This is a genomic window from Kribbella sp. NPDC050281 (assembly GCF_040655855.1).
GTDB lineage: Bacteria > Actinomycetota > Actinomycetes > Propionibacteriales > Kribbellaceae > Kribbella.
Genome location: NZ_JBFAKS010000018.1, coordinates 144,741 through 159,434, shown reverse-complemented (window position 1 = coordinate 159,434; position 14,694 = coordinate 144,741). Strand labels below are relative to the sequence as shown.

The window sequence follows — 14,694 nt, the reverse complement described above, 5'->3', positions numbered from 1 at the left end:
CCTGGCTCAACCACTACAACACTCAACGCCCACACACCGCACTCGGCGGCCGACCACCCATCACCAGACTGCAACCAACCTCATGACCGGGTACAGCTAGACCGGCAGGCGGAGTTGGATGTCAAGCGGGCCATTGCTCATGCGTGGGCCGGGCAGCAGCCGTTGAGGAGTTCGCGGCCGCTTGGCGTTGGCGGGCGGAGGAGCGGTTCTCCAAGCGAGGCGCCGGGCCGGCGGCCGATCGGGGCGCGGAGTGGGCCTACTGGGTGGCCGGGGTGGGAGCGCTAGGGCGGTTAGGGGTGAGGTCTAGGTGGGGGAGGGAGCGGAGTTGGTGGTCTTGGTGGTAGGTGAAGAAGGCGGCTATGAGGCCGGTGGCTTCTCGGCGGGTTCGCGGGTCGGCTTGGAGGGCGGTGGGCCAGTCGCCGGTGAGAAGGGCGGACAGGTGGGTGACGGTGGTGGGGGCCGGCATGGCTGAGGCCGGCGGGCGGCAGGAGGAGCAGACCATGCCGCCGGAGGCTGGGTTGAAGGCTCGGTGGGGCCCTGGTTCGCCGCAGCGGGCGCAGTCGGCGAAGGACGGCGCGTAGCCGGAGATCGCCAGGGAGCGGAGGAGGAAGGAGTCGAGGACGAGGCCTGGTTCGCGTTCGCCGGTGGAGAGGACGCGGAGGGCGCCGGCGAGCAGCAGGTGCTGCTGAGTGGCGGGTTCCTTCTCCTCGACCACGAGGCGGTCGGCGGTCTCAAGGAGGACGGTGCCGGTGGTGTACCGGGCGTAGTCGCCGACGATTCCCTCGCCGTACGCCGCGATCGAGACGGCCTGGGTGACGACGTCGAGGGTGCGGCCGGTGGCGAGTTGGAGGTCGACGTGGCTGAACGGTTCAAGGCGGGCACCGAAGCGGGAGGAGGTACGGCGGACTCCCTTGGCGACCGCGCGGATCTTGCCGCGGCCGCGAGTCAGCAGCGTCGCGATCCGGTCCGCCTCACCCAGTTTCTGGGTGCGCAGCACGATCGCCTCATCCCGATAGAGCGGCACGCGGTCAGTGTCTCATCCGGGGGCGACAATCTCCTCGAGGCCCATGGGTGCCCGCCCGGTGATGTCTTGGACGGCGGTGGAGACGTGACTGAGTTCGCCGCTGGCGATAGCGGCGTACGACGTGACCCAGCCGGCTACCTCCCAGGCGGGGGCGCCGTAGCACTCGCGTGAGCGGTAGGCCTCGTCCAAGGTCTCGGGCTCATAGCGGACCTTCCGGCCCAGCGCATCGGACAGTACGCCCGCTGCCTCGGCCAGCGTGAAGGCGGAAGGCCCCGTCAGCTCGTACGTCGCCCCAGCATGCGCCGAGTCCGCAAGGACCCGGGCCGCAACAGCAGCCACGTCGTCGCGGGCGACCGCCGCGACCCGGCCGTCCCCCGCCGGCCCCCGGATCACTCCGTCCTCACCGACGAACCCCGGCACGAAGTCCAGGTACAGGTTGTCCCGCAGGAACGTGAACTCCACGTCCAGCGACCGGATGTGCTGCTCGGTGTGCCAGTGGTCGCGGGCGAAGGTGAACGTCGCCCCCGGTGCGGCTCCGGCGAACGACGTGTACACGATCCGTCGTACGCCGGCCGCCACCGCCGCATCGACCGTTGCCTTGTGCAACGCCACCCGGTCCGCCGACTCCGTTGCGCTGAGCAACATCAGGGTGTCGACCCCGTCCAGCGCGTTCAGCAGTGCCGCGTGCTCGCCGTACGCCGCCTGCGCCACCTCGGCACCGGGCAGCGAAGGAGCCCGCGCCGGATCCCGCACGAGCAGCCGCTGGGGTACGCCGGAATCCGCCAGCAGCCCGGCGATCCGGGAACCGAGCTGCCCGGTGGATCCGGTGACGCCGATCACTTGCCCACCAGGTCCATCCCGCCGTCGGTATAACGCTGCCCGGTCGCCGCATCAGCCGGGAACGCCGCGTCCAGCGCGGCGAGCTCATCAGCCGTCAGCGTGATGTCGGCGGCACCGAGGTTCTCGGCCAGGTACTTGCGCCGCTTCGTCCCCGGGATCGGCGCAACGTTGTTGCCCTGAGCAAGCAGCCACGCCAGCGCGAGCTGACCGGCGGTCACACCCTTGGCCGCCGCCAGCTCCCGGACCTTCTCCACCAGGTCCAGGTTGCGCTGGAAGTTCTCGCCCATGAACCGCGGCAGCCCCCGCCGCATGTCGTCCGGCTCGAAGTCGTCCGGCGACTTCAGTTGCCCGGTGAGGAATCCTCGCCCGAGCGGGCTGAACGGCACGAACCCGATCCCGAGCTCGCGCAGCGTCGGCAGTACGACGGTCTCCGGGTCGCGCGTCCACAGCGACCACTCGCTCTGGACGGCGCTGATCGGGTGCACCGCGTGCGCGGCCCGCACCGTGTCGCCGTTGACCTCGGACAGGCCGAGGTACCGCACCTTGCCCGCCTCCACCATCGAGGCCATCGCGCCGACGGTCTCCTCGATCGGGATCTGCGGGTCCTTGCGGTGCAGGTACCAGAGGTCGACGTGGTCCACGCCGAGCCGCCGCAGCGACGCATCGATCGCCTGCCGCGCGTACTCGGGCGACCCGTCGACGACGTTCGGGAGAGCCGTGCCGCTCGCGGGCTTCTTGAAGCCGAACTTGGTCGCCAGCACCACCTGGTCGCGGCGGCCGGCCAGCCCGCGGCCGACGAGTTCCTCGTTCGCGCCGTCGCCGTACACGTCGGCGGTGTCGATGAAGGTGCAGCCGGCGTCGACGGCGGCGTGCAGGGTAGCGATGGACTCCGCCTCGTCCGTGGTCGCACCGTAGGACTGGGACATCCCCATGCAGCCGAGGCCGAGGCAGGAAACGGTCAGGTCACCGAGCTGGGATTCACGCATGTGCCGAACCTACCGTCGTCACCGGTTGCGTAGGGCAACACCCTCGGGCGATCACCGTCCGTGATCGCGTTCCTGCCTAGACAACAACTCTGTGACATTTCGCCACGGTCAGGCACACCCGCCGCCGCGTTCCGTATCTTCGGGCGCGAGCGAGGCGGGCGAGCGAAACACTGGGGGTGGCTGAACACATGTTTCTCCGGAGGGCGCTGCGGTATCGCTGGTCCCAGGCGCTGGTGCTGGCCGGCGTCAGCCTGCTGATCGGGACCTGCGCCGTGTTCGCGCCCTGGTACGCCCGGGCCGTCGAGCAGACCGTGACGACCGAGACCCTGACCGCGCAGCGCCTGACCGCGGCGTGGCAGATCGAGGGAGCCCCCCGCGGCCGGGCCCAAGGCCCCGGCACCGACCGGCCGGAGAGCCTCGACCAGTTGGTTCCGTCCGACCTCAAGCCGCTGTTCTCGCCGCCCGTGCACGGCATCCACACCGACATCGGCTGGCGAGTCCAGCCGGCCGACGACGCGGTCGCGGGCCGGCTGATCTGGCGCGACGGGTACTGCGAGCAGCTCGTGCTGGCCGAGGGCGGCTGCCCGACCGCCCCTAACGAGGTGATCGCCTCGACCGCGGACACCGGCACCTGGCAGTTCAAGGTCGGCACCGTTCTCACCGGCAAGTCGTCGGACGCCGGAGCCGAAGGGGACCAGAAACTCACAGTCGTCGGCCTGTACAAGCCGAAGCAACCTCGGGGCGACTACTGGTTCGGCGCCTACCCGACCGGGCACTCCCGCAAGCCCGGCACCAAGGATCCGGGCTCCTCGGACTTCCTGTTCACTCCGCGTACGACGTTCGACGGGGACCAATGGTCGCCGCGGATGACCGCCGACACCGCGCCGATCCCCGGCGTGGCGCGGATCAACGACCTGCCCCGATTGCAGAACGCCACGGCCACGGTGAACGGCAACGCGGTGGAGCAAGGCGTCTACGCGGAAACCACGTCCGGACTCGCCTCACTGGTCGACCGGATCCAGAGTGAACGGAAACAGGCCACCACGATCATTCCGCTGATCATGGTGCAGGTCGCCCTGTTCGGTGTGGTGGTGCTGGCGCTGGCGCTCGGGGCTGTGGTCGACCAGCGGCGGCCGGAAATCGCTCTCGCACGTCTGCGAGGGTCGTCTGCCCGCCGTACTGCACGCTCGTTGTCCGCCGAGCTTGGGCTGCCTGTGCTGGTCGGCGGGCTAACAGGTGCTCTCGGTGGTTTCGGACTGCTGCTGATCGTCCGGGCGACCTGGCTGCGCCACGGCTCCCCTCTCGAGTTGCCGTGGACAGTGCCGGTGGCGCTGGCCGTTGCCGTCGTCCTCTCGCTGATCGTGGTGGCGCTGCAGGTTCGCGGCGGCGTACGGCAGCCGATCTCGAGCCTGCTGCGTCGAGTGGTCCCGCGACGGCGTGGCAGGGCGATCGGGGTGCTCGACCTGTGCGTCATCGTCTTCGCGGTGGCTGGTCTGGCGGCCGCGCTTACCGGAGACGGCCGTGGGCCGCTACCCGTTCTTACTCCTGCCCTGCTGGCGCTGGCGGTCGGGCTGACGTTCGCTCACCTCCTGCTGCCGATGGCAGGTCTGATCAGTCGGCAAGCCGCGCGACGCGGACGGCTGGGACTCGCACTCGGCGCACTGCAGGTCTCCCGTCGGCCCGCGGTCACTCGCATCGTCGCAGCGGTCGCGGTGGCCGGCGGACTGGTCGCGTTCGCCGGCCAGGCCGCGTCGGTCGGCGACCACAACCGGGACACCCGGGCGGGCTACGAGACCGGGGCCGAAGCGGTACTGCGGATGAATGCCTTGTACCTGAACGAGTTCACCCGAGCGGTCGACCAGATCGATCCGGACCGGCACTGGATGACCCCGGTGGTCACGTCGCGACCGCCCGCACCCGACTCGCTGAAGTCGATGATGATCGAGCCGGACAGCTTCCGGCGGATCGCGTTCCGCGGCGATCTGATGACCGATGCGGAGGGCTGGCAGACGCTGAAGGCACCCGCCGGGCTGAAGCCGATCGAGTTCCGCAGCTCTCAGCTCACCGTCACCGCCTCGACCGGTCCGATGAAGCCGCTCGCCGCGCAGACAGCGAACGGCACGCAGACGGCGACCGAGCCGCCGAAGTCGGTCGTTCTGCGGGCGAATGTGGTGAGTCTGCGCAACGGGGGCCGCTACCTGGTCACCTTCCCGCCGATGCCGCTGGTCCCGGGCAAACCGCTCCGGTTGCGTGCGGCGGTCGACTGCCTGGGTGGCTGCCAGTTGCTCCAGCTCGGCATTGGTCGCGAACCACTCGACCAGGCCGGCGTCCAGGGCGTCGTGACCATCAGCAACATCTCCAGCGACGACCACCCGTCCATCCCGATCGGATCGCCGGACACCTGGCAACCGGTCCGGCAACTCGGCTCCGACCAAGGATCCGTCACCGCCAAGGCAGGCGGATTGTTGACAATCGCCGTGAAGAGTCTGGGCAACGACCAGTTCCTGCAGTACGCGACGGTGCCCCCGGTGATCCCGGCGCTGGTGACGTCGGAGTTCCCGTTCGACGACGGCGCGAGCACGAGCCCCGCGATCGACGGCACACCGCTGACACTGGCCAAGGTCGACCGGCTGACGGGCCCGGTGGATCGCTACCCCGATCGCACCGCGGTGGTCGATCTCGAGACGGTACGGCGGCTGGCCGGGAGCGTCGACGAGGGCGGGACGGACTACGAGCTCTGGCTGAACGCGGACGGCCTGGCGAACGTCGACACGATCACTCAGAAGCTCAGCCAGGCAGGGTTCGCGGCCGAACTCGTCGACCGCCGGGCCGACCGGATCGCCTCGTACGGGCGGTCGGCGAGTGCACTCGCGCTGCAACTGACGCCGGTTGTCGGCATCGCGGGGTGGGCGCTGGCGCTCGTCGTACTGCTGCTGACCGTGGTGACGTCGTGGCGGTCGCGGGCGCAGGATTACGCGAGCCTGCGGATCACCGGCGTACCGTCCAACACCACAGGTCGAGCTGCCAGGTGGGAGCAAACCGGTCCGGTCGCACTGGCTGTACTGCTCGGGTCGTTGTGTGGAGTGGTCGGCGCGCAGATCGCACTGCCGCTCATACCCCTGTTCGCTGACACCGGTGGGCCGATACCTCTGGAGCTCGCGACCAACTGGCCCGTCGCGCTGGTGCTGTGGATCGCCGGTACCGCAGTCCTCGCCGCAGCCACCCTTCTGCTCGGCACCGGGGTCAACCGACGCGCCGGCTACAGCCGGATCCGGGAGGAGTTGACGTGACAGGTCTGGCGATCAGTACGACGGGCTTGGTGCACATCTACCGTGCGCACGGGCATGACGTCGCGGCGTTGTCCGGCATCGGGATCACGGTCCGCCCTGGTGAGCTGGTGGGACTCCTCGGCCCGTCTGGTGCCGGCAAGTCGACGCTGCTGCAACTGTGCGGCGGTCTGCTGACTCCGAGCGCCGGCCGGCTACAGATCGGTGAGCACAACGTCGCCACGATGACCGAGACCGAGCTGGACCGGATGCGCGCCGCCGACGTCGGCATCGTGCTGCAAGGCGCCGGCCGGAACCTCATCCCCTACCTGACGCCCACCGACAACATCCGCTACGCACAACGCGCCGCACCGCGCGGCCACGAGCTGCCGCAGCCGGACGACGTACTGCACATGGTGGGACTGCGCGACCACGCCAGTACGCCGTTGACGTCGCTGACTCCTGGGCAGATCCAGCTGTGCGCGGTCGCGGTCGGGATCGCGACGATGCCCGGCCTGCTGCTGGCCGACGAGCCGACCAGCCAGCTGGATCACCAAGCCCGCGACGAGGTGCTCGCGGCGATCCGGACGATCAACGCCGAGACCGGGATGACCGTGCTGCTGATCACGCACGACCCGGAGGTGGCGGCGACGCTGCCGCGGACCATCACGATCCGGGACGGGCGGATCGCGTCCGAAGGCCGGTCCGGTGAGGAGTACGCCGTGGTGGCAACCGACGGCTCGCTGCCACTCCCCCCGCACGTGGCCGAACTGCTGCCGGCCGGGACGCTGGTGCAGGTGACCACCGATGACGGCGAGATCCGCCTCACCCCGATCGAGCAGGAGGGCCCACGGTGATCAACGTCGACAATGTGACAGTCGCGTACGGCGACTTGGTCGCGGTGGTGGACGTGTCGTTCACGGTTCCGCCCGGGTTCGTGCTCGCCGTCAGCGGGCCGTCCGGCGCCGGCAAGAGCTCGTTGCTGTGGGCAATCGCCGGCGCGGTGCCGGTGAAGTCCGGCCAGGTCGAGGTCGACGGGCTCGTCATCACCGACCGGCCGAAGGCTGCCGCGCACGGCGTCGTACTGATCCCGCAGGGCAACGGGCTCGCGCGGGTGCTGACCGCGCGCGAGAACCTGACCATCCCACTGCTGGCCGACCGCAAGCCGAGCGGCGACGCGGAGCTCGAGGAGGTCGACCGGGCGATCACGTCCGCACTCGAGTCCGTCGGGCTCGCGGACAGCGGTGATCACCTGGTCGAGGAGCTGTCCGGTGGCGAGCAGCAGCGGGTCGCGGTTGCGCGCGGGATCGCCCAGCAGGGCAAGGTGATCCTGGCCGACGAGTCCACCAGCGAGCTGGACAGCACCAACCGCGAACGCGTCCTCGACCTGCTACGGGCTCAGGCCGACCGCGGCGCCGCCGTCATCATCGCCACCCACGACCCGAGTGTCGCCGACAGCGCCGACGGCCACGCGCTAATGGACGAAGGCCGACTGAGCTGGGTACGACGGCTGTGAGCTCCCGACGTCGGGACCGACGAGTACCGGGTCGAGCTGGATCCTGGTGACACCGAGCGGCGCGAGCACCTCGTGCAGCGTCTCCTCGTCCATCCGCAGCCACTCCTGCCGCGGTCCGGTCGCGGCCCGCAGTTGCGCCAGCGTCGTGAACGCGATGCCCACCCGCGGCCCCTCCGGCAACCGGCCGGTCTGCAGCGTCGCCGCCGCGCCCACCGACCGAACAGGAACAAACCAGTCATCACTATGTCGAGACTTCACACCTAGAAACTAGGCCGACCACAACCCCCGAATCCCGTGTCCTCACACGCTTCCCACAACTTCCGAACGTCGCTCTCACACGCCGAGCGCCAGCGGGATGGTGGGCGGGCCGTTGCGCAACACCGACTCCACCAGGCTGGGGAGTGATCGGGGGGCGAAGCGGTCCTCGGCGGACTGGAGTTCGGAGAGGGTCCACCAGCGGTGGCCGTGGAGATTCTCGGCCTGGAGCTCGGCTTCGGTGAGGGTCCCGCCAACTGTGAACGGTCCGGTGCGGATCAGGAAGACGTCATTGAGGACACCGTCGTACCCGGTAGCGTGGCCCTCGGCAACTACCTCCTGGTGCCAGAGATGCGGCGGGTCGTCCGGAGTCTCGAGACCGATCTCCTCCCGCAGCTCGCGGCGCAGCCCTTCGATGAGCGTCTCGTCCGCCTCGAGGCCACCGCCGGGGGTCGCCCACAACGGCCCGTCGTCGAACTCGAAGCGGACCAGGAGGATGCGGTCGTCCGGGTCGACGACGAGAGCGCGGGCGGCCGGTCGCAGCCGCGGACAGGTGAGCTCGAGCTCGCGGTGCTGCTCGACCGAGCGGAAACCGAAGCGCGCGTTGACCTTCTGCATGGGGGCGTTCGACACTGCCGTCCATGTGTGCAGGAAGCGCTGGGTGGTGCGATGTTTCGCCAGCTGGTCGAGGTTCGCCAGCTTCAGGTGCGTGCCCAGATTGTGCCCGCGGTGCTCCCGCAGTACCAGGGTGTCGTCCTGCTGGGCATGCTCGGCATCGGCCCGCGGCAGGTACATGAGCGTGTAGCCGGCCGGCGCACCGGACAGCGTGTGCGCCATCGTCACCAGCGCCAGGTAGCTCCGATCGACCCGCTGCTCGCTTGTCTGCAGCTTCTCGACCGTCCACGGCACGACCTCGCGCGTCATCCCGCCGGTCGGCACGTCCTCGTCCATCGCGGTGTGCAGATCGGCGTACGCCTGCTGATGTTCCGGCGGGCACACTCCCGCCCACGAGGTGAGCCGATAGCCGTCCAGCGTCCCGGCGGACCACCGCAGCTCGTCCAGGCGGGCCTCGTCGTACGGCAGCGGTACGACGAGATGGTCCTCGACATGCTCGACGGTGAACCCGAGTCGGTCGGCGAACGCGCTGCCCGGCGACGACTCGCCCGGCACCCCGATCTCGGACTGGAAGATGGTCCGCCCGAGCTGCGCCGCGCGCGTCACGGCCCACTGCCACAGGGCCGTCCCGATCCCCCGCCGCCGATGCTGCGGCGGTACGTCGATCTCGACCTCGACGATGTCGAGGTTGTCGGTCAACCGGTACTCGAACAGCATCGCGCCGAGCACCCGGTCGTCCTCGAAGGCGCCGACCGCGATCCGGCGCTTCAGCGGGCCCGGAGTGCGCAGCGAGAAGCCGAGCGCCTCCTGCCCGACCACGAGCGCGGCCTCGCGTCCCGCGACCACACCGGCCCGCAGGGCGTCGTACCACTCGTCGAACAGTGCCAGGTCGGCCGGGTCGATCTCGCGAACGATGATCACCCGGCCGACCCAACCAAACGAACGGGTCAGGCGCTAGTCATTAACCGACTCAGACCGGGGCGACCTTGCCCTGGTACATGTACATGATCACGAAGTTGTCGGCGTACGGCGCGTTCTTCAGGATCGGGTCGTCGTCCGCCGGGAACTTGGCGACCCGGGTTCCCTCCAGCGCCGGGTTGTTACCGTAGCGCTCCCACAGCGGGATGATCGGGAGCAGTTCGTTGAACGCCATCGCCGCGGCGGTGATGTTCTTCTTCTGCTCGTCGACGTTCAGGCCCTGGGCCGACTTGTCCACCACGGCCTGCAGGTCGATCGGACCCGCCGACGTGGTCTGCTTGAGCGGGAAGTTCATTCCCTTGCCGCCCTGGTTCGCCGCGATCACGTAGTTGAACGTGTACAGGTCCTGGACGAACGCGAAGTACGGGTGCGGGTGGTTCGAGGCGCCCCAGCCCTGGATGGCGATGTCGAACTTGCCGGCCAGGACGTCGGGGTTCAGCTGGGTGAAGGTGATGCCCCGCTTGGTGATGTTGAACCCGAACTTGTTCAGCTGGTCGGCCGCGTTGGTGGCGGCCGGGTTCCAGTCGGCGAACTCGGTCGGGAACTTGATGTCGTACGCGGCCGGCTTGCCGGCCGGCGTCTGCCACTTGTCACCGGACTTCTTCCAGCCGGCCTGCTGGAGCAGCTGGGTGGCCTTGTCGAGGTCCTTCTCGTAGGCCTGGAGCTTCTGCTGGTCGGCGTCGGTGATCCAGTCGGGGACGAGGATGTCGGAGAACCCGGCCATGAACTTGCAGGGCTTGCCCGAGTCGCCGAGCGCGACGGTGCCGTTCTCGTTGCGGTCGAGGACGTAGGCGATCGCCTGCCGGACCCGGGCGTCGGAGAACTCCGGGCGAGTGGTGTAGTTGAACACCAGCGAGGGACCCGAGTACACCGGCGGGCGGAGGATCCGGAAGCCGTTCTGCTGGAACGTCTTCTCGCTGGCCACGGCGAAACCGTGGGTGGCGTAGTCGACGTCCTTGTTCATCACGACCGGAGTGATGTCGGAGGTCTCACCGTTGTACAGGACGACCTTGCTGAACCCGATCTTGTCGGCGAACAGGCCCTTGTCGTTCTTCACCAACGTCATCTGGGCGTTGGTCATGGTCTTCGGGTCGTAGTTGAACGGTCCCGACACGACCGGGTTCTCCGGCCGGAACTTCTGGAAGTCGGCGTTGACCTGCTTGCCCTCGCCGCTGTCCAGGCTGCCGTTGGCCTTGCGGAGCGTCTCGGCCTTGGACGCCCAGTCCTTGTAGACCGAGTCCGGCAGGATCGGCGCGCGGAGGATGAAGCGCTCGAGGACCGTGGACGGCGTGCCGATGGTGAACACGACGGTGGTGTCGTCCTGCGCCTTGACGTCGGACAGGAACGTCCAGTCCTGCTGACGCATCAGCCAGCGCAGGTTGAACGTCGAGACGACGTCCTTGGCGGTGAGCGGCGAGCCGTCGCTCCAGGTCAGGCCGGACCGGAGCTTCATCGTGTAGGTCTTGGCCGTTTCGTCCAGCGTGTTGGACTCGGCCAGCAGGTACTCCCACTTCTTGTCGGCCCAGTAGTACATGCCGGCACTCGGGTAGATCAGGTCGAGGTACGGGCTCTGCTGCTGGATGCCGTCGAGGACGCCGGCGCCGAGGTTGAAGTGGCCCTTGGGCGGCAACTGGTAGGGGTACGCGCCGTGGAACTCCCCGGACTTCTTGGCGTCGTTTCCAGCGTCGTCCGGACTGCTCGGCGAACACGCCTCCAGCGACCCGATGCCGGCGATGCCGACCCCGGCGATGCCGAACAGCTGGAGCACATGCCGGCGGGAGACTGCGTTGGTCACGGCGCGCGCGCCGGACTCGTTGGTGCCGGGATCGTTGGTGCCGGTGGGACTCATCCTTCGTCCTTTCTGATCTGACCGCACGCCCATGTGGGTCAGGCACTACTGGTTTGGGGTACTGCTAACCGTCCTCGCGTTTTTCCCGTCGCCGCAGCAGAAGGACCGCGGCGACGACGATGAGGCCCAGTAGCAGGCCCAAACACAAGGTGAACAGGGTGACGACGAACTCCGGTGTACCGGGCGTCAGCGTGAGTAACAGAACCGCACTGGCCAGTACCAGGAACGCCGCCCAGCCGAGCGCCAGCCGGCCGATCTGCGGTGCCATCAGGCCACCGGCTCATCGCGGACCTCGGCATCTCCGGCTCCGTCGCGCGCCACCACGTGGCACGCGGTCGACTGACCGGGACGTACGGCGACCAGCTGGGGTACCGCACCGTCGCACAGGCCGCTCTCGAACTGCGGGCAGCGCGGATGGAACGAACACCCGACCGGCAGGTGGGCGAGACTCGGAATCTCCAGGCTGCGCAGCAATCCTGCGCCCTTGGTCTTGGTCAGGTCCGGATCCGGCTCGGGGATCGCGTCGATGAGCGCGCGGGTGTACGGATGCGTCGGAGCGTTGATGATCTGCGGTGTCGGGCCGAACTCGACGATCCGGCCCAGGTACATCACGGCGGTCTTGCCGTGCCAGCCGAAGTACTTCGCGATCGCCAGGTCGTGGGTGATGAACAGGAACCCGACTCCGAGGTCGTCGCGCAGCCGGCCGAGCATCGCCAGCACGCTGATCCGGATCGACACATCCAGCATCGACGTGGACTCGTCCGCGATGATGATCTTCGGGTCCAGGGTCAGCGCCCGGGCCACCGAGATCCGCTGCCGCTGACCACCGGACAACTGGTGCGGGTACTTCGGCAGGAAGCTCTCCGGTGGGGTCATGTCGACCTTGGCCAGCAGCTCGGCGGCTCGCTCGGCGGCGGCCTTCGCTCCCTTGACCACGCCGTGCTTGAGCAGCGGCGCCGTCATCGTCTGCTGAATGGTCCGGGTCGGGTTCAGCGAGGCGTACGGATCCTGGTGGACGTACTGCACGCTGCGCCGGAAGTCACGGAAGCCGTTCCGGTTCATCGACCAGATGTCGGTGCCGTCGAAGGCCACCCGGCCGTCGGTCGGCCTGGACAGGCCGGCCGCCATCCGCGCCGCGGTGGTCTTGCCGGAGCCGCTCTCGCCGACCAGGCAGAGCACCTCGCCAGGGTTGATCGACAGGTTGACCTGGTCGACCGCGCGGATCGGCCCGGCCTTGGTGTTGAACACCTGGCTGACCCCGTCCAGCGTCATCAACGGCGTACGCCCCTCGGCCGTCGCCGGCCGGCTTGTCTCCGTCGCGGTCATGACGCTGTCCCCAAGTCGTCCTGCACTCTGTTGTCCTGCACTCTGTCGTCCTGCACTCTGCGTTCGAGATGCACGTCTTTGGAATGGATGCAGGCGACCTCGTGCCCTGAGCCCGGCTCATCGGTCACCGGGATCAGTGGCGGGTCGGCCTCCTTGCACTCCGCGGTGACGAACCCGCACCGCGGGTTGAACTTGCAGCCCGGCGGCAGGTCGGCCAGGCTCGGCGGTCCGCCCGGGATCGACTCGAGATCCGGCAGGTCGCCGACGATCGGCGGCACCGCCTTGATCAGGCCGAGCGTGTACGGATGCCGCGGCCGGTAGAACATGTCCCGGACGCCACCGGTCTCGACGATGCGACCGGCGTACATGGTGGCGACCCGGTCGGCGAGCTCGGCGGCCAGCGACAGGTCGTGGGAGATGAAGATCATCGAGAAGCCGAGCCGTTCGCGGACCTCGTGCAGTACGTCGACGATCGAGCGCTGGGTGAGGATGTCGAGTGCCGTGGTCGGCTCGTCCAGGATCAGGACCTCCGGCTCGAGCAGCAGGCTCATCGCGATCAGCACCCGCTGCCGCATTCCGCCGGACAGCTCGTGCGGGTAGGAGTCCATCACCCGATCCGGCTCCAGCCGCACCAGCCGCAGCAGTTCGGCGGCTCGCTCCTCGATCTCCCGTTTGGTGGCCTTGGTGTGCGCCCGCATCGTGTCGTACATGTGGCCGCGGATCTTCATCACCGGGTTGAACGCGTTCATCGCGCCCTGGAAGACCATCGCCGCGTCCCGCCAGCGGAACTGCCGCAGATCGCGCCCGTCCAGACCGAGGATGTCGATCTCGGTCCCGTCACCGCGGTTGAAGGTGACCTTGCCGGAAGCATGTCCCAGCCGTGGCAGCAGCCGCAGCAGGCCGAGCCCGAAGGTGGTCTTCCCGCAGCCGCTCTCGCCTACCAGCGCGAGGCTTTCGCCGGGGTACAGGTCGAGGTCGATACCGCGGACGGCGCGCACGGTGGCGCCGGAACCGGTCCGGTACTCGACGTTGAAGTCGCGGACCGACAGCAGTGGCTTGCCCTGGCCGCCGCGCGCCGCGCGGGTCTTACCCGCCGCGCTGGCTGTTCCGGGAGGCGTCGAAGTCACCATGCTCACCGGTCCCGGAGACGCGGGTTGAGGATCTCTTCGAGTGATCTCGTCATCATCACCAATCCGAGCAGCAGCAGGATGATCGCGACGATCGGGCTCAGGATGAATGGCAGGCTGTCGTCGTTGAAGATGGCGCCCGCGATCCAGGCGCGGTTGAGCATGATGCCCCAGTTGGAGCCGGTCAGCGGCGCCAGCCCGAGCAGGTAGAGGCCGACCAGCGCGTAGATCGCGTTCGTCACGCCGATGATGAAGTTCATCAGGATGAAGCTGGCCATGTTCGGCAGGATCTCGACGAAGACGATCCGGATCGTGCCGAGGTCGAGCAACTTGGCCGCCTCGACGAACTCGCGTTCCTTCAGCGAAAGCACCTGGGACCGCACTGCCCGGGTCAGCACCGGCCAGCTCAGGACACCGACGAGGATGGCGAGCAGGATCGGCGAGTCCAGCTTGAACATCGCACCGAGCACCGCGAGCAGGACGATCGTCGGGACCGTGAGTACGACGTCTGCCGCCGTCGTGACCACGGAGTCGGTGCTGGCGCCCAGGTAGGCGGCCAGGGAACCGAGGACGATCGCGATGAAGGTCGAGATCGCGGCGGCGAAGAACCCGATGAAGATGACGGACCGGCCGCCGTCGATCATCTGGATCAGCACGTCCTTGCCCTCGTTGTCGGTCCCGAGAAAGTGCCCGGGCGACGCGAACGGCAGCAGGATCTCCTTGACGTTGGGCTCCACCTCGGGGGTGAAGAACGGCCCGATCGCGGTGATCAGCACCAGCAGCGCCACGATGATGAAGCCGATGAAGCCGGCCGGGCTGCGTCGCAACCCATGCATGATGCCGGCGAAGCGGGAGACGCTTGTCGTCCCGATCGCGGCGGTCGAGCCGGCGGTGGTCACAGTCTCGGCCATC

At 68.6% G+C, this 14,694-nt stretch carries 14 protein-coding genes; 4 read left to right on the top strand and 10 right to left on the bottom strand.

From position 1 onward, the window contains the following. Positions 1-86: integrase core domain-containing protein (locus AB0I34_RS21230; RefSeq protein WP_360447391.1), on the top strand; the 86-nt coding region annotated here is incomplete at its 5' end. A 170-nt stretch (positions 87-256) separates the two neighbouring features. On the opposite strand, the gene recO is transcribed toward AB0I34_RS21230, so the two are convergent. The 3 genes from recO to AB0I34_RS21215 are packed head-to-tail and all read right to left on the bottom strand — an operon-like array spanning position 257 to position 2,850. Further along, the gene (recO, locus tag AB0I34_RS21225; RefSeq protein WP_360447381.1) at positions 257-1,024 is read right to left on the bottom strand and encodes a DNA repair protein RecO; all 768 of its coding nucleotides are present in this window, start codon (positions 1,022-1,024) and stop codon (positions 257-259) included. A 12-nt stretch (positions 1,025-1,036) separates the two neighbouring features. Next, entirely contained in the window at positions 1,037-1,864 is an 828-nt protein-coding gene (locus tag AB0I34_RS21220) for an SDR family oxidoreductase (RefSeq protein ID WP_360447379.1), read from the bottom strand. Further along, the gene (locus tag AB0I34_RS21215) at positions 1,861-2,850 is read right to left on the bottom strand and encodes an aldo/keto reductase (protein ID WP_360447377.1); all 990 of its coding nucleotides are present in this window, start codon (positions 2,848-2,850) and stop codon (positions 1,861-1,863) included. The genes AB0I34_RS21220 and AB0I34_RS21215 overlap by 4 nt, the downstream gene beginning before the upstream one ends. Positions 2,851-3,038: 188 nt before the next feature. Here AB0I34_RS21215 and AB0I34_RS21210 point away from each other — a divergent pair, with 188 nt between their 5' ends. From AB0I34_RS21210 to AB0I34_RS21200, 3 genes are read left to right on the top strand one after another with little or no spacing between them, the layout of a single operon-like run. After that, entirely contained in the window at positions 3,039-6,140 is a 3,102-nt protein-coding gene (locus AB0I34_RS21210) for an FtsX-like permease family protein (protein WP_360447375.1), read from the top strand. Beyond that, entirely contained in the window at positions 6,137-6,973 is an 837-nt protein-coding gene (locus AB0I34_RS21205) for an ATP-binding cassette domain-containing protein (protein ID WP_360447373.1), read from the top strand. Before AB0I34_RS21210 ends, AB0I34_RS21205 begins: the two co-directional genes overlap by 4 nt. After that, on the top strand, positions 6,970-7,632 hold the full coding sequence (locus tag AB0I34_RS21200) for an ATP-binding cassette domain-containing protein (protein WP_360447371.1): 663 nt from the start codon (positions 6,970-6,972) through the stop codon (positions 7,630-7,632). The genes AB0I34_RS21205 and AB0I34_RS21200 overlap by 4 nt, the downstream gene beginning before the upstream one ends. On the opposite strand, the gene AB0I34_RS21195 is transcribed toward AB0I34_RS21200, so the two are convergent. The 7 genes from AB0I34_RS21195 to AB0I34_RS21165 form a co-directional block, all read right to left on the bottom strand. Then, positions 7,591-7,845: an SAV_915 family protein gene (locus AB0I34_RS21195; RefSeq protein WP_360447369.1), complete on the bottom strand. Its 255-nt coding sequence runs from the start codon at positions 7,843-7,845 to the stop codon at positions 7,591-7,593. The genes AB0I34_RS21200 and AB0I34_RS21195 overlap by 42 nt on opposite strands. Before the next feature lie 120 nt (positions 7,846-7,965). Further along, positions 7,966-9,423 carry a GNAT family N-acetyltransferase gene (locus AB0I34_RS21190; RefSeq protein ID WP_360447367.1) on the bottom strand — a complete coding sequence of 486 codons (1,458 nt, stop codon included), beginning with the start codon at positions 9,421-9,423 and terminating at the stop codon, positions 7,966-7,968. A gap of 49 nt (positions 9,424-9,472) precedes the next feature. Further along, positions 9,473-11,329 carry an ABC transporter substrate-binding protein gene (locus tag AB0I34_RS21185; RefSeq protein WP_360447365.1) on the bottom strand — a complete coding sequence of 619 codons (1,857 nt, stop codon included), beginning with the start codon at positions 11,327-11,329 and terminating at the stop codon, positions 9,473-9,475. 64 nt (positions 11,330-11,393) lie between these two features. Next, positions 11,394-11,597: a hypothetical protein gene (locus AB0I34_RS21180; protein ID WP_360447363.1), complete on the bottom strand. Its 204-nt coding sequence runs from the start codon at positions 11,595-11,597 to the stop codon at positions 11,394-11,396. Beyond that, positions 11,597-12,655, bottom strand: coding sequence for an ABC transporter ATP-binding protein (locus AB0I34_RS21175; protein WP_360447361.1), 1,059 nt, complete (start codon positions 12,653-12,655; stop codon positions 11,597-11,599). Before AB0I34_RS21175 ends, AB0I34_RS21180 begins: the two co-directional genes overlap by 1 nt. Continuing rightward, on the bottom strand, positions 12,652-13,785 hold the full coding sequence (locus AB0I34_RS21170; protein ID WP_360447359.1) for an ABC transporter ATP-binding protein: 1,134 nt from the start codon (positions 13,783-13,785) through the stop codon (positions 12,652-12,654). Before AB0I34_RS21170 ends, AB0I34_RS21175 begins: the two co-directional genes overlap by 4 nt. A 2-nt stretch (positions 13,786-13,787) precedes the next feature. After that, positions 13,788-14,693, bottom strand: a complete 906-nt coding sequence (locus AB0I34_RS21165) for an ABC transporter permease (RefSeq protein WP_360447357.1) — start codon at positions 14,691-14,693, stop codon at positions 13,788-13,790. Position 14,694: the final 1 nt, after the last annotated feature.

Bases quoted from the DNA above. Each gene is read 5' to 3' on its own strand.
- AB0I34_RS21175 (WP_360447361.1), bottom strand. From the start codon at position 12,655: ATGACCGCGACGGAGACAAGCCGGCCGGCGACGGCCGAGGGGCGTACG.
- AB0I34_RS21185 (WP_360447365.1), bottom strand. From the start codon at position 11,329: ATGAGTCCCACCGGCACCAACGATCCCGGCACCAACGAGTCCGGCGCG.
- AB0I34_RS21180 (WP_360447363.1), bottom strand. From the start codon at position 11,597: ATGGCACCGCAGATCGGCCGGCTGGCGCTCGGCTGGGCGGCGTTCCTG.
- AB0I34_RS21215 (WP_360447377.1), bottom strand. From the start codon at position 2,850: ATGCGTGAATCCCAGCTCGGTGACCTGACCGTTTCCTGCCTCGGCCTC.
- AB0I34_RS21210 (WP_360447375.1), top strand. From the start codon at position 3,039: ATGTTTCTCCGGAGGGCGCTGCGGTATCGCTGGTCCCAGGCGCTGGTG.
- AB0I34_RS21170 (WP_360447359.1), bottom strand. From the start codon at position 13,785: ATGGTGACTTCGACGCCTCCCGGAACAGCCAGCGCGGCGGGTAAGACC.
- AB0I34_RS21165 (WP_360447357.1), bottom strand. From the start codon at position 14,693: ATGGCCGAGACTGTGACCACCGCCGGCTCGACCGCCGCGATCGGGACG.